We start from the raw sequence: 14248 nt of genomic DNA, 5'->3' as shown, positions 1-14248 counted from the left end.
CGCGAGCGGCACGATCGGCCACGCTGCGGCACACGCAGGCGGCCGGCCCTCTCTCTTCCGCATGCGCGCCATGCGGCCCACGGAAAGACTGCGATGCGAATAAGCGCCATCAGCGGTGGCTTGGTTGCGGCCGCCCTGCTTTTGTCCGCCTGCAACGGCGGAGACGACACCGACACGACGACCGGCCAGAACCCGCCGGTGGCCGTGACGCCGACACCCACTCCCACGCCGGCGCCCGACCCGCACGGCCAGCCCACGCCTTCGGCACCTCCAGCGGCCACGCCGACGCCCACGCCGGTGGCGGCATCGCCGGGCTGCTACGGCGCCACCTTCCCGCGGCGGCTGACGCGTGCGCAGTTCACCAACGCGCTCATCGAGCTGTCGAGCTCGCTGGTCACCGACGCTGGTGCAGCCGCGCGCATCCAGCAGCTGGTGATCGACACCGCGCAGTTCCCGCTCGACGCCTCGATCAATCCGGACTCCTCACGGCACCAGGGTTACTGGCGCCTCGACCAGACGCTCAACAGCCGGCAGGTCTCGGCCATCCACACGACCGCCGGCAAGCTGGCCGCCGACCTGGCCGGCAGCGACGCGCGCGTGTCGGCCATGCTGGGCAACTGCACCGGCAGCGCCGACGACTGCATGCGCGCCTTCATCCGCAAGGCCGGGCGCGTGCTGTTCCGTCAGCCGCTTTCCGATGCCGAAGTGGAGGTCTACCGCAAGGCGGCCGGCGGCGCGGCCGATCGCGCCGCGGTGACCAAGGTGCTGGCCACCATGATCGCCTCGCCCAAGGCCTACTTCGTGGTCGAGAAGGGCGTGAGCACCGGCACGGGCAACTGCACCGCGCTCACCGGGCCGGAGCTGGCCACTCGCCTGGCCCTGCACCTGTGGGACTCGGTGCCTGACGCTTCGCTGATCGCCGATGCCGACAGCGGCGCCTTGCTCAAGCCGGAGGTCTACAACGCCCAGGTGGCCCGCATGCTGAAGGATCCGCGCGCCGACGCGGCGATGCGCAGCTTCTTCCGCCAGTGGCTGCGGCTCGACGAGCTGGTGGCCATGGACGGCAAGGTCGGTGACCCGAAGTTCGACGCCTTCGCCGGCGGGTTCAAGCCGCTGGCCACCACGCGCGACGCCGCGATCAACGACGTGCTCGACATGGTGTCGTACGTCGCCTCGCGCAACGGCTCGCTGCAGCAGGTGCTGACCGACCGGCATTCGTTCGCCCGCACCGCCGACCTGGCGGCGCTCTACAAGACCAGCGTGTGGGACGGCAGCTCCGCGCCGCCCACGTTCACCGAGCCGCAGCGTGTGGGCCTGATGACGCGCATCGGCCTGGTGGCCAACGGCTCGTCGGACACCACCTTGCCGATCTCGCGCGGCATCCGGGTGCTGAGCGCGCTCACCTGCCAGGCGCTGCCCGCGCCGGTGATGGACCAGTCGAACAAGGCGGCCGACCTCTCGGGGGTGCTCACCACCCGCGAGCGGGTGCAGCGCATCACCCAGATGGAAGGCACCTCCTGCGTGCAGTGCCACCAGCAGCTCATCAACCCGTGGGGCTTCGTGCTCGAAGGCTTCGACGCCCTGGGCCGCGTGCGCACCTCGGAAGTGGTGCGCAACGACAACGGCAGCGTGATGGGCGAGAAGCCGATCGACTCCGCCGTCGTGGCCAGCCTCTCGGGCATGGCCTCGCGATCGATGTCCAGCGCGGCGCAGGCGCAGCAGTACGTGCTCGAGAGCGGGCATTTCGAGCGCTGCTTCGCGAAGAACTATTTCCGCTACGCCTTCGGCCGCACCGACGTCGAGACCGACGCCGCAGTGATCGAGGCCATTCGCCAGCAGGCGGCCAGCGGCGCCAACCTGCGCAGCCTGTTTGCCGCCGTCGTCATGCGCGACGAGTTCAAGTCGATCCGCAGGGAGCAGCCATGAAGCCGTATTTCGACCGTGTGTCGCGCCGTCAATTCCTGCTCGGCGCCGGCGGCGCCGCCCTGGCCGTGCCGCTGCTGCCCTCGCTGCTGCCGCGCGATGCCGAAGCGCAGACCATGTCCCAGGCCTCGTCCGAGCGCTACTTCGTGCACATGACCACCTGGCATGGCGTGTTCCAGAGCCAGTTCTACGGCCCGCTGCTCGACGCAACGCCCACGCAGACCATGACCTATGGCGGCATCGGCGTGCGCAGCGCGCCGCTGAAGTCCACCGCCAGCGGCGACATGGTGGTCGTGAGCGAGATCCTGCAGGCCAAGGCCAGCCGGCTGACGCCGCGGATGCTGTCGTTGATGAACGTGATCAACGGCCTGGACTTCGCCACCGGCGTGGGCCACAACCGCGGCGGCACGCTGGGCGGCGACGCCAGCAACCCGACCATCGACCAGGTGCTGGCGGCCTCGCGCAGCTTCTACCCCACCAGCCCGCTGCAGCCGGCCATCGTGCGCAACCTCGTGTCGCTCACGCGGTCGGGCTCGGGCACCGCCACCACCGAGCAGACGGCCGACAGCAACGTGAAGCTGTTCGACCGCCTGTTCAAGACCACCACGCCGGGCACCGGCACGCCGGCAGTGCAGCAGACGGTGCTGGTCGATCGGGTGAAGGAGCATGCCGACCTGGTGATGGCCGACCCGCGCTGCTCGGCCGACTGCCGCACCCGCCTGGGCAACTACATGGACATGTTGGCCGACGTGCAGGGCAAGCTGCAGCAGACGGTCAACAGCAGTTTCACGCGGCCCACGAAAGACACCGCCGCAGTCGAAGCCTCCGCGGGCTTCTACGGCCAGCCTGCCAGCCAGGCCGAATGCGAGTCGCTGTGGAACGACATCATCGTTGCCGCGTTTGCCGCAGGCATCAGCCGCATCTACGTGTGCGGGCCGCACACGTACACCTTCGGCCCCGAGCCCGAGCATGCCTGGCACAACAACTACGCCCACTCGCTCGACGACGCGGGCAAGCGGGCCGGCTACAGCGCGGCCGTGCAGCTGCAGTTCGACCAGGCCCAGCTCGACATCGCCCGCAAGCTCGACCAGGTGACCACCGCCGACGGCAAGACGCTGCTCGACAAGGCACTGGTGGCCAGCGGTCATGAGCTGGGCTCCGGCGGCCACCCCGGCCATCACCACAACCGCTGCATCCCGATCGTGACCTTCGGCAATGCGGGCGGCTACTTCAAGACGGGGCTGTCGGTCGACTACCGCGACCTCACCGGCTTTTCCTGGTCGTCGAACCCGCACTGGTACTCGGGCCTGATCTACAACCAGTTCATGGGCATGGTGTTGCGCTCGATGGGCCTGCCCGCGAGCGAGTACTCCACCGACAACGGTGCCTGGGGCTACCCCAGCGTGCGCGGCGCCAACGGCGACCACACCGATGCGATCTGGAACGTTGCGAAGGAGGACCTGCCGTGGCTCAAGGCTTGAGGGTCTTCCTGCGAGGGCTGGTGATCGCCGCCTGCGGCTGGTCGGCCGCGGTGTCTGCCCAGGACGCTGCCAACGGCCAGCAGCTGTATGTCAACCCGAAGGTTGCGGGCAAGCAGAGCTGCTCGAACAGCGCCTGCCACGGCTCGCTGCCCGGCAATCCGCAGAACCGCATCGTGGGCGGCATCAGCGGGCCCAGGATCAGAACGGCGCTGGGCGGCGTGAGCCAGATGAGCTTCCTCGCGGGCAAGTTCACCGACTCCGAGATCAACGACATCGCCGCCTACATCGCCGGCACGCTGGGCGGCACGCCCAGCTACATCCCGGTGAGCGGCGCGCCGTCCGTCGGCGTGTCGCCGGCCAGCCTGCAGTTCGCCAGCCAGAACATCGGCACCACGAGTGCCGCCCAGAGCGTGGTGGTGAGCAATGCGGCCGGCGCCGCGGGCGCGCTGATGATCAGCGGCATCGAGGTCACCACGGGCAGCGACTTCGAGGTCAGCGGCGGCAGCTGCGCGGCGGGCACCAGCGTGTCTGCCGGCGCCAGCTGCAGCGTCAGCGTGCGGTTCAAGCCCACCGCTGTGGGCGCGCGCGCCGCGAGCCTCACCATCCGCCACAACGGTGCCGGCAGCAGCTCCACGGTGAGCCTGGCCGGCACGGCGGTGGACGAGTCTCCCGCCGTCTCGCTGTCGCCGACCTCGCTGTCGTTCTCGCGCGTCGTGGGCGGCACGTCGGAGCCGCAGCGCGTCACCGTCAGCAGCACCGGCACCGCTGCGCTGTCGCTGTCGTCCATCACGCTCTCGGGTGCGCAGCCGGGCGACTACCTCGTCGACCCGGCTTCCACCTGCGTTGCGGGCGGCAGCGTGGCCAGCGGCAGCAGCTGCTTCGTTGCCGTGCGCTTCAAGCCCACCGCACAAGGCGCGCGCAACGCCAGCCTTGCCATCGCGCACAACGCTGCCGGCAGCCCGTCCATGGTGAGCCTCGTGGGCACCGGCAACGCCTCGCCGCTGCCTGGCATCGCACTCGATGCCACCACGCTCGACCTCGGCCAGCAGGTGGTGGGCACCACCGGCGCAGCACGCACCGTGACGCTCACCAACAACGGCGAGTCCGGCCTGTCGTTCACCTCCATCCGGGCTGCCGGCGCGGATGCGGCCGACGTGGTGCTGGGCGGTACCTGTGCCGTGGGAGCCATCGTGCCGATGCAGGGCAGCTGCACCCTCACCGCCGCGCTGCGCCCCAGCACGCTGGGCAGCAAGGCGGCTTCGATCGAGATCGCCTCCAACGCCCCGGCCGGCACCGTGTCCATCGGTCTTTCCGGCAGCGGCATCAACGTGCCTGCGCCTGAAGTCAGCCTGTCGCAGGTGGCACTGGGCTTCGGCACCGTCACGCTGGGCACCAGCTCGGCGCCGAGGGTCATCACGCTGGCCAACAGCGGCAGCGGGCCGCTTTCCATCACCGCCATCAACAGCAGCTCGACCGAGTTCACCGTGAGCCATGACTGCCCGGCCAGCCTGGCGGCCAAGGCGTCGTGCAGGCTCAGCGTCGTGTACCGGCCGGCGACGGCCAATGCGTCGGAATCCATCCTGGTGGTGAGCGACGCACCGAGCTCGCCCAACTCCATCGTGCTCACCGGTCTCGGCTCGGACACCGCGCTGCCCGCACTGGGCTGGCAGGGCGGCACCACCTCGCTGGGGTTTGCCGCCACCGCCGTCGGCTCCGCCTCCGCAGGCCAGAGCCTCGTGCTGGTGAACCAGGGGCCCGGCGCGGTGACGCTGGGCACGATCGGCGTGTCGGGCACCGATGCGGCAGCGTTCACCGTCACCGCGGGTGGCTGCGCGGCGGGCACCCGGCTGGCGCAGGGCGCAAGCTGCACGCTGCAGGTGGGCTTCGTGCCGAGTGCGGCCGGTGCGCACGGCGCGCTGCTGCAGGTGTCGTCCGACGGCACGGCACCGCCGGCGGTCCAGCTCTCGGGCACCGGGGTGGGTGCGAGCGGCGGCGCCACCAGCGGCGGCAGCATCGCCGCCAGCGCCACGCTGCTCGACTACCGCTCGGTCGGCCTCAGGACGGGCCAGCGCTCGCAGCCGCTGGCGGTGGTCTTGCGCAACACCAGCGCGGCCAACGCGACCATCTCGACCGTCAGCACCACCGGCCCGTTCGTGCTCGTCGACACCTCGGCCGCGGACGCCTGCCGCAGCGTGCCATGGGTGTTGCCGCCGGGCGGATCCTGCAGCGTGTCGGTGGTGTATGCGCCCGGCGTGTCCGGCGACAGCTCCGGCGTGCTCACCGTGCAGACGACGGCCGGCCAGAAGAGCGAGGTGATGCTCGCGGGCCAATCCAGCGCGCAGATGACCAACGTCGGCGGCGGCGCCATCGAGCCGGTGCTGCTGCTCTGGTTCGCGCTGATCGTGGCGGCCGTCCTGGCGCTGCGTAGCAACCGAATCCATACCCCAACAAATCGTTCCAAGGAGTCTCCCGATGCATAGGAAGTGGTATCGCGCGGCCGTGATGCTGGCCGCCGGCCTGGCGTGCGGCGCAGCGGGCTGGGCAGTCGAGCCGGGCCAGCCGGCGCCGGCGTTCGAACTGCCCGGCACCAAGGGCCCGCTGGTCCTGCAGAAGCTCAAGGGCAAGGTGGTCTACCTCGACTTCTGGGCGTCGTGGTGCGGCCCGTGCCGGCAGTCCTTTCCGTGGATGAACGAGATGCAGGCCAAGTACGGCCCGCGCGGCCTGCAGATCGTGGGCGTGAACCTCGACGCCAAGGCCACCGACGCGGAGAAGTTCCTGGCCGACGTGCCGGCCCAGTTCACCGTGGCTTACGACCCCAAGGGCGACACCGCCAGGCGATATGCGATCAAGGGCATGCCGAGCTCGGTGCTGATCGGCGCCGACGGCAAGGTGATCAAGGTACATGCGGGCTTCCGCGAAGACGAGCGCCGCGCCCTCGAGGATGCGATCGTGGCCGCGCTGGCACAGCCGTGAAAGAGATCATGAACAACGACAACTGCAAAGACATGAGCGACGTGTTGGGAGCGTTCGCAAGGGCCGTCGGCCGCGCCGCCGCCGCCGGGGCCGTGCTGGCCGCCATGGGAGGCTGCACGGTGTATGCGCCGCCGCAGCCCTGGGAGAAGGGCAACCTGGCCAAGAAGGAAATGACGATGAATGCCGACGTGCTCGACCAGAGCTACGTCCAGCACATCTACACCAGCAAGGAGAACGCGACGGGTGGCTATGGCGTCGGTGGAGGTGGTTGTGGCTGCAACTGATCCCGGCCTTCGCGCAGACAAGGAAGCCCAGTCCCAGCACCAGGGCAGGGTGCTCGGCAGCATCGTGCTGGCCGCCCTGAGCCTGCCGGGCGTGCTGCCCACGGCGGCCCGGGCGCAGGGCGCCCCTGAGCAGGGCATCGTGTCGCTGCGGCACCTGCACTACGAAGACCGCCAGGAGGTGCGCACCCGCTATCCCGACTACACCGGCAACGAACCTGGCAGCTTCAAGCGCATCACGGTGGATTCGCCGTCGATCTACGTGCTCGCGCCCATCGCCGGCCGCTGGTCCCTCGAGGGCTCGCTAGTGCATGACCAGGTGTCGGGCGCGACGCCGCGCTACTACTCGTCGGTTTCGGGTGCCACCGTCGACAAGGGCATGGAAGACAAGCGCACCGCCGGCGACCTGAAGGTGATGCGCTACTTCGACCGTGCCGCCCTCGGCGTGGGCGTCACCCATTCGACCGAGAACGACTACAAGTCCAGCGCCTTCTCGCTGGACGGCCGGGTGTCCAGCGCCGACAACAACACGACTTTCAACCTGGGGCTGGGCAGCTCGAACGACAAGATCAGCTCGAGCAACGACCCGGACCTGCTCAAGAAGAAGCGCACCGCCGAGATCATGGCGGGCATCACCCAGGCGCTCACCGCCAACGACGTGGCCCAGCTCAACCTGAGCTACTCCCACGGCAGGGGGTACTACAGCGACCCGTACAAGCTGTTCGACAACCGCCCCGGGCTGCGCAAGCAGGCCGCCATGCTGGCGCGCTGGAACCACCACGTCGCAAGCCTCGGCGCCACGCTGCGCAGCAGCTACCGCTACTACCACGACAGCTTCGGCATCCGGGCGCACACCTTCGAGGCGGCCTGGGTGCAGCCGGTGGGCGGCTCCTTCCTGCTCACGCCGTCGGTGCGCTACTACACGCAGCGCGCCGCCTGGTTCTACTACGACCCGGTGGCCGACACGTCGATCTTCCCGGGCCCGGTGGGCTCGCCGACGTACACCTCGACCGACCAGCGCCTCTCCGCCTTTGGCGCGTGGACGGTGGGCCTGAAGGGCGAGGTGAGGCTGGGCGACTGGAGCGCCGACATGAAGTACGAACGCTACGAGCAGCGCTCCGAATGGCGCTCGTTCGGCAAGGGCTCTCCGGCCATCGACCCGTTCATCGCCGACTTCGTCCAGGTCGGCGTGAGCAAGAAGTTCTGACCGCGCCACCGCGGCCTACCAGCAGCACGTCCATCCATGCATAGCCCCCTTCGACATTCCCTGGCCGGCGCCATGCTGGCCGTCCTGCTGGCCGGCTGCGGCGGCGGCAATGAAAACAAGGTCAGCTGGAACACCGGCGACGGCTCGTCGCTCGGCTCCGGCAGCGGCGGCTCGTCGCCGGGCACCACTTTGCCCACGCCGACCCCCACGCCGGTCCCCGGTGTCACACCGACGCCGACTCCGACGCCGGTGCCGACGGTGGCGCCCACCCCCGTGCCGACGCCCACCCCGACCGCCACACCGACGCCCACGCCGGTCGCATCGGGCTGCGCGAGCGGCAGCTACCTCTTCTGCGAGGACTTCGAGGCCTCGGCGTCCGGCACGGCCACGAGCCAGAACTGGAACATCGAGACCGGCAACGGCAGCGCGACCATCGACGCGGTTCATGCGCGCGGCAAGGCCGCGCTGCACCTGCACACGGTGGACAACGGCCGGGCCTTCCTGGTGCCCAGGAACTTCGCGCCGCCGGGCAACAGCTTCTGGGGCCGCATGTGGCTGTGGGTCGATGGCTTCCCGACCCGGCCCGACTATGCGCATTTCACGATGGTGGAAGCGCAGGGCAGCGGCAACAGCACGCTGGTGCGCCCGGTGGGCGGCCAGTACATCCCCGGCATGGGCAACGGCAACGCGCTGTGGGGCGTGGGCAGCGACGGCGGTCCCACCGGCGACTGGACCAACTGGCGCACCTCCGCGCCCACCACCGGCGGGCGCTGGACCTGCATGGAATGGCAGATGAACGCCGCCGACAACGCGGTGAACGTGTGGATCGACGGCGAAGCCAAGCCCGACATGAGCGTGTCGACGAAGAACCACGGCGGCAACAACGTCGACTTCGTCTTCCCGACCTTCAACCAGATCCGGATCGGCTGGCAGCTCTATCAGGGTGGCGCCACGCCGGGGCAGTTCGACGTGTGGCTCGACGACGTGGCCCTGGCCGGCAGCCGCATCGGCTGCGGGGGCACGGCTCCCACGCCCACGCCGACCCCGACGCCGGCGCCCACGGCCAGCTGCTCGCAGATGGCCCTGTGCGACGACTTCGAATCCACGCCGGCCGGCTCCGGCCCCGACGCCTCGCGCTGGGTGATGCTGTCGCCCAACTGCTCCGACAAGAGCGGCTCGGCGGTGGTCGATACCGCGCAGTTCCACGGCGGCGGCAAGTCGATGCGCATCACTTCAGGCGCCAACTACTGCGGCCACACCTTCATGGCGAGCAACATCGTGGCGTCGATGGGCAACACGGTGTACGGACGCTACTACCTGCGCCTGTCGCAGGCCCTGGGCGATGCGCACGTCACCTTCATGTCGATGTGCGACGCCACCGATGCCGCGGCGCGCACCGGCGACTGCTCGGTGTCCACCAGCAACGGCTCGATGCTCCAGACGAAATCGAAGGAGCTGCGCATGGGCGGGCAGAGCGGCATCGTCATGTGGAACCGCGAGCTGGACGATGCCACCGTGCCGTCGCTCAGCCCGGCCGGCATCGCGATGAGCACCCGGCTGCCGCCGAACGAGTGGCACTGCATCGAGTTCGGCATCGACCAGGCCGCCGGCACCCTGCAGACCTGGATCAACGGCGTCGCGCACAGCGGCCTGCAGATCGACGCCGCCTCGACCGGCGAAGTCGATGCCAACTGGCTGCGCAACGGCAACTGGCGCCCGATGCTCAAGGACATCAAGCTGGGCTGGGAACAGTACAGCGGCGCCGGCACCACCGTCTGGTACGACGACGTGGCCTTGCACACCAGCCGCATCGGTTGCCGGTGAACGCTGCCGCCGCATCACCCGGGGACGCCGCCTTCGAGTTCAAGGCGATGGGCACGCTGTGCGTCGTCAAGACCCGCGGCGGTGATGAACATGAGGTGAGGGCGGCGGTGGATGCGGCCATCGCCGAAGTGCAGCGCATCGAGGCCAAGTACTCCCGCTACCGGCCGGACAGCATCGTTTCGCGCATCAACGCGGCGGCCGGCAGCGGAGAAGCCGTCGAAGTGGATGCCGAAACCGCCGACCTGCTCAGCTTCGCCGCCAGCATGTACGAGCACAGCGACGGCCTGTTCGACATCACCACCGGCGTGCTGCGCCAGGTGTGGGACTTCCGTGCCGCGCGCCTGCCTCAGGCCGGCGAGCTCCGGCAGGTGCTGGCGCGGCTGGGCTGGCACAAGGTTGAATGGCGCCGGCCCCTCATCGCGCTGCCCGTTGCCGGCATGGAGATCGACTTCGGCGGCTTCGGCAAGGAGTACGCGGCCGACCGTGCCGGCACGCTGCTGGCCGAGCGCGGCGTGAGCGCGCTGGTCAACCTGGGCGGCGACCTGCGCATCGCGGCGCCTGGCGCGGCGGGGCCGGATGCCGCCGCCTGGTCGCTCGGCATCGCGCACCCGCGCAAGCCGGGCGAGGTGATCGCCGGCATCGAGCTGACCGGCGGCGGGCTGGCTACGAGCGGCGACTACGAACGCTACTTCGAGCTCGACGGTCGGCGCTACTGCCACATCCTCGACCCGCACACCGGCTGGCCGGTGCAGCACTGGCAATCCATCAGCGTGTGCGCGCCGTCCTGCCTGGCGGCCGGCGCGCTGTCCACCGTGGCCATGCTCAAGGGAGCACAGGCCCATGACTTCCTGCGCGACCAGGGCGTGGGTTTCCTGAGCGTCGATCCGCTCGGGCAGATACACCAGAGAACGTATTGATCCGGGTGAGGTGCACCGCCTGACGGCCCAGCGCTCCTCACACACCACACAACCACAAACTTTCAGGGAGCCCGACACCATGGCAAACCAGGTCCGACATAGCCAAGGAGGCGGCGTGACGCAGGGGCGAAACACCGCGCTTGCCTTGCTTGCGTCGCTCGTGATGGCCGCTTGCGGCGGCAACGACGACAACAACACGGCGCAACCGCCGGCGGGCAGCGCGCCCACGCCCACCCTGGCTCCGACGCCCACCCCGGTCGTCACGCCGACCCCCACGCCCGTGCCAGGCACGACTCCGGCTCCCAGCCCGACGCCGTCGCCCGCGCCCACTTCTGCGCCCACTCCCGCGCCGCCCGCTCCAACGCCGTCGCCGGCTCCGACGCCGACGCCGACGCCGACGCCGACGCCCGGCCCGGTGGGTGGTGAGCTCATCACCACCGGCAACCCGTACGCCAACGCCTTGCTGTACATCGACCCCGACTACAGCACCAAGGTGGCAGGCTCACTGGCCAAGGTGCAGGCGTCGTCGAGCGACGCCACGCTGATCAAGGCCGCTCGCTTTCCCACCGCCGTCTGGCTGGACCGCATCGCCGCCATTGACGGAAACAAGGCCGCAGGCGGCGAGATGGGCCTGGTGGAGCACCTCGACGCGGCGCTCGCGCAGCAGCGTGAGCAGAGCGGCAGCGGTGCGCTCAAGCCGCTGACGGTGACGCTGGTGGTGTACGACCTGCCCGACCGCGACTGCGCGGCGCGCGCGTCCAACGGCGAGCTGCAGTCGGCCAGCAACGGCATGGCCTTGTACAAGGCGCAATTCATCGACCGCATTGCCGCCATCGTGGCCCGCCCGGCCTATGCGGGCCTGCGCATCGTCACCGTCATCGAGCCGGACTCCTTTCCGAACATGCTCACCAACGTGGGGGTGGGCATGCCGGTGTGCGACATGGTCAACCAGAACAAGGTCTATGTCGAAGGCATCCGCTACGCCATCGGCAAGTTCGCCGCGCTGAAGAACGTCTACATGTACCTGGACATCGCCCACTCGGGCTGGCTGGGCTGGGACAACAACCGTTCGAAGGCGATCGCCGGCTTCAAGGAGCTGGTGCAGGGCGCCACGCCGGGGGGCAGCCTGGGCGTCATCCGCGGTTTTGCCACCAACACCGCCAACTACACGCCGCTGGACGAGCCGTACTTCGACGGCACCGACAACATCGTCGGCACCGGCGGCACCACGCAGTTCTACGAATGGAACCGCATGGTCGACGAGCTGAGCTATGTGGACCGGCTGCGCAGCGAGTTCATGGCGGCCGGCTTCCCGGGCACGCTGTCGTTCATCGTCGACACCTCGCGCAACGGCTGGGGCGGTGCCGGGCGGCCCGCCGCGGCTGCGGCCGACGTGGACGACATGCGCATCGACCGCCGGGCCCACCGCGGCAACTGGTGCAACGTCAGGAACGCCGGCGTCGGCGAGCGTCCGCGTGCCACCCCCGACACGAATCGGCCGTACCTCGATGCCTTCGTCTTCGTGAAACCGCCGGGCGCTTCGGACGGCACCAGCGACAGCACCGCCACGACGCCGAACAGCGATGGCAAGCGCTTCGACCCGATGTGCGGCGCCGGCAACGTGGATGCGCTCAGCGGCGCGCCGCACGCCGGCTCCTGGTTCCACGAGCAGTTCCTGATGCTGCTGCGCAATGCGCACCCGGCCTTGAAGTGAGTCCTTCGTGTTCCATTCCGGGCCGCATTCCTGGCGGCCCGGAACCGCGCTCTTCAGCTCTGGTGCCTATGCAACAACGAATCCTTTCACTCGCATCGTGGCTGCTGCGATGCGTGCTGGCCGTCTTCGCCGCGGTCGCTCCCGCCTACGCCGGCAATGGCGACTTCCTCGACCCCGAGCAGGCCTTCCGGCTGAGCGCGCAACGCGCCGATGCGCACACGATCGAGCTGCGCTTCGACATCGAGCCCGGCTACTACATGTACCGCGAGCGCTTCGCATTCGAGGTGCAGCAGGCGGGCGTGGCGCTCGGCGAGGCGGTGCTGCCGGCCGGCAAGGTGAAGTTCGACGAGAACTTCGGCAAGGACGTCGAGACCTACAGGGGGGTGTTGACCGTGCGCCTGCCGGTGGAACGGGCCGCCGGTCCTTTCGCGCTGGCGGTGACCAGCCAGGGCTGCGCCGACAAGGGGCTGTGCTACCCGCCGCTCACGCGGGAGCTCAAGGTGAAGGTGGCCGACGCGGCCATCGTCTCGGTCGCGCCGGCGGCGCCGGCGGCGGCGTCACAGGAGCCGGTTGCGCCGCAGGCCTCGCCGGCGCCCGCCAACCCGGCCCCCGCCGGCGAAACGGCCCGCATCCAGGCGGCCCTGCAGTCGGGCAACCTGCTCGTCATCGGCGGCGTGTTCCTGCTGGCCGGCCTGCTGCTGTCGTTCACGCCCTGCGTGCTGCCGATGCTGCCCATCCTGTCGTCCATCATCGTGGGGCAGGGCGGCCAGGTGTCGCGCGGGCGCGGCTTCCTGCTGTCGGCGAGCTATTCCCTCGGCATGGCGCTGGTGTACACCGCCTTCGGCGTGGTCGCCGGCCTGTTGGGCGAGGGCCTGGCGGCCGCGCTGCAGAACCCCTGGGTGCTGGGCGCCTTCGCGGCACTGCTGGTGGCGCTGTCGCTGTCGATGTTCGGCTTCTACGAGCTGCAGATGCCCGGCGTGGTGCAAAGCCGGGTGAGCGAAGCCTCCGGGCGCCAGCGGGGCGGCACGCTGGCCGGCGTATTCGTGATGGGCGGGCTGTCGGCGCTCATCGTGGGGCCTTGCGTGGCAGCGCCGCTGGCCGGGGCCCTGGTCTACATCAGCCAGACGCGCGACGTGGTGATCGGCGGCCTGGCGCTGTTTGCGCTGGCCTGCGGCATGAGCGTGCCGCTGCTGCTGGCAGGGCTCTCGGCCGGCTCGCTGCTGCCGCGCGCCGGCGCCTGGATGGAATCGGTGAAGCACGTCTTCGGCGTGGCGCTGCTGGCGGTGGCGATCTGGCTCGTGTCGCCGGTGCTGCCCGCCTGGACGGTGATGCTGGCCTGGGGCAGCCTGCTGCTCGTGGTGGCCGTGTTCCTGCAGGCCTTCGACCGGCTGCCCGAAGGAGCACGCGGCCTGCAGCGCCTCTTCAAGGGCGTGGGCGTGCTGCTGGCGCTGGTGGGGGCCGCGCAGTTCGTCGGCGCGCTGTCCGGCGGGCGCGATCCGCTGCAGCCGCTCGTGCACCTGGCGCGCGCCGGCAGCGGCGAGGCGGTGGCCGCCACCGCAGAGCACCTGGCGTTCCGCCGCGTGGCCAGCGTCGAGGAGCTCGATGCGGCGCTCAAGGCCGCCGGCGGCCGGCCGGCGATGCTCGACTTCTATGCCGACTGGTGCGTCTCGTGCAAGGAATACGAACGCTTCACCTTCAAGGACCCGCAGGTGCGGCGCAAGCTCGCCGGCGCCGTGCTGCTGCAGGCCGACGTCACGGCCAACGGCGCCCCGGACAAGGCGCTGCTGCGCCGCTTCGGCCTGTTCGGCCCGCCCGGCATCATGTTCTTCGACGGGCAGGGCCGAGAGATCGAAGCGGCGCGCGTGATCGGCTACCAGCCGGGCGAGCAGTTCGTCGCGAGCCTGGCAGCGGCCGGGCTCTGACCATGC

At 70.0% G+C, this 14248-nt stretch carries 10 protein-coding genes; all 10 read left to right on the top strand.

The features are described 5' to 3' along the window. The first annotated feature begins 93 nt into the window (after positions 1-93). The 10 genes from E8D38_RS00110 (at position 94) to dsbD (ending at position 14242) form a co-directional block, all read left to right on the top strand. The gene (locus tag E8D38_RS00110; protein ID WP_140625688.1) at positions 94-1926 is read left to right on the top strand and encodes a DUF1592 domain-containing protein; all 1833 of its coding nucleotides are present in this window, start codon (positions 94-96) and stop codon (positions 1924-1926) included. Further along, complete coding sequence (locus tag E8D38_RS00105) at positions 1923-3404, top strand: DUF1552 domain-containing protein (RefSeq protein WP_140625687.1); 1482 nt, start codon at positions 1923-1925, stop codon at positions 3402-3404. The genes E8D38_RS00110 and E8D38_RS00105 overlap by 4 nt, the downstream gene beginning before the upstream one ends. Next, positions 3389-5884 carry a choice-of-anchor D domain-containing protein gene (locus tag E8D38_RS00100; RefSeq protein WP_140625686.1) on the top strand — a complete coding sequence of 832 codons (2496 nt, stop codon included), beginning with the start codon at positions 3389-3391 and terminating at the stop codon, positions 5882-5884. Before E8D38_RS00105 ends, E8D38_RS00100 begins: the two co-directional genes overlap by 16 nt. Then, complete coding sequence (locus tag E8D38_RS00095; protein ID WP_342779502.1) at positions 5877-6377, top strand: TlpA family protein disulfide reductase; 501 nt, start codon at positions 5877-5879, stop codon at positions 6375-6377. Before E8D38_RS00100 ends, E8D38_RS00095 begins: the two co-directional genes overlap by 8 nt. Positions 6378-6385: 8 nt before the next feature. Next, positions 6386-6661: a DUF4266 domain-containing protein gene (locus tag E8D38_RS00090; protein ID WP_246099279.1), complete on the top strand. Its 276-nt coding sequence runs from the start codon at positions 6386-6388 to the stop codon at positions 6659-6661. Beyond that, positions 6648-7865, top strand: a complete 1218-nt coding sequence (locus tag E8D38_RS00085) for a DUF3570 domain-containing protein (RefSeq protein ID WP_181178865.1) — start codon at positions 6648-6650, stop codon at positions 7863-7865. The genes E8D38_RS00090 and E8D38_RS00085 overlap by 14 nt, the downstream gene beginning before the upstream one ends. Positions 7866-7901: 36 nt before the next feature. Next, positions 7902-9689 (top strand): hypothetical protein, encoded by a 1788-nt coding sequence (locus E8D38_RS28580; RefSeq protein ID WP_140625684.1) that lies wholly within the window; start codon positions 7902-7904, stop codon positions 9687-9689. After that, entirely contained in the window at positions 9686-10606 is a 921-nt protein-coding gene (locus tag E8D38_RS00075; protein WP_246099277.1) for an FAD:protein FMN transferase, read from the top strand. The genes E8D38_RS28580 and E8D38_RS00075 overlap by 4 nt, the downstream gene beginning before the upstream one ends. A 115-nt stretch (positions 10607-10721) precedes the next feature. After that, entirely contained in the window at positions 10722-12320 is a 1599-nt protein-coding gene (locus E8D38_RS00070) for a glycoside hydrolase family 6 protein (protein WP_140625683.1), read from the top strand. A 68-nt stretch (positions 12321-12388) separates the two neighbouring features. Beyond that, the gene (gene dsbD, locus E8D38_RS00065; protein ID WP_140625682.1) at positions 12389-14242 is read left to right on the top strand and encodes a protein-disulfide reductase DsbD; all 1854 of its coding nucleotides are present in this window, start codon (positions 12389-12391) and stop codon (positions 14240-14242) included. Positions 14243-14248 lie beyond the last annotated feature (6 nt).

The organism is Methylibium rhizosphaerae (assembly GCF_006386545.1).
Lineage (GTDB): Bacteria > Pseudomonadota > Gammaproteobacteria > Burkholderiales > Burkholderiaceae_C > Pseudorivibacter > Pseudorivibacter rhizosphaerae.
The sequence above is the reverse complement of the archived record's forward strand: the minus strand, read 5'-3'. Positions and strand labels throughout refer to the sequence as shown.

Excerpts from the sequence above, each read along its gene's own strand:
- E8D38_RS00110 (WP_140625688.1), top strand. The coding sequence starts at position 94 with ATGCGAATAAGCGCCATCAGCGGTGGCTTGGTTGCGGCCGCCCTGCTT.
- E8D38_RS00105 (WP_140625687.1), top strand. The coding sequence starts at position 1,923 with ATGAAGCCGTATTTCGACCGTGTGTCGCGCCGTCAATTCCTGCTCGGC.
- E8D38_RS00095 (WP_342779502.1), top strand. The coding sequence starts at position 5,877 with ATGCATAGGAAGTGGTATCGCGCGGCCGTGATGCTGGCCGCCGGCCTG.
- E8D38_RS00090 (WP_246099279.1), top strand. The coding sequence starts at position 6,386 with ATGAACAACGACAACTGCAAAGACATGAGCGACGTGTTGGGAGCGTTC.
- E8D38_RS28580 (WP_140625684.1), top strand. The coding sequence starts at position 7,902 with ATGCATAGCCCCCTTCGACATTCCCTGGCCGGCGCCATGCTGGCCGTC.
- dsbD (WP_140625682.1), top strand. The coding sequence starts at position 12,389 with ATGCAACAACGAATCCTTTCACTCGCATCGTGGCTGCTGCGATGCGTG.